Source organism: Crystallibacter degradans (assembly GCF_012952295.1).
GTDB lineage: Bacteria > Actinomycetota > Actinomycetes > Actinomycetales > Micrococcaceae > Crystallibacter > Crystallibacter degradans.
In genome coordinates this window covers 1-254 of sequence record NZ_JABBCH010000116.1, presented here as the reverse complement: position 1 = coordinate 254, position 254 = coordinate 1, and the positions used below count along the sequence as shown (strand labels likewise).

Here is a 254-nt window from a genome sequence, read left to right as displayed (position 1 = left end):
AACTCCAGCAACCCTGGCACCAACGCCAGCGACGCCGGTGATGCCGCTGATGCCAATGATGCGGCCGACACTGGTGACGCCAGTAGCACCAACGACGCGGCTGATGCCGAGGCCGCCACCGCCATCAACACCAGCAGTAACGCGCTGAACTCTGCCAGTGCTGCCGGCAACGCCGAGGCCGCGACCAGCGCTGCGGGTACCGTTCTGGTTGCCGATGCCGGAGTGCGGGGATTCGAGGAGCTGGATTATCGGTC

The 254-nt window shown here is 65.7% G+C and carries 1 pseudogene; it reads left to right on the top strand.

Going from position 1 to position 254, the window contains the following annotated elements:
• Positions 1–254 (top strand): annotated as a pseudogene (locus tag HGO92_RS23360) (hypothetical protein); the annotation flags it as partial.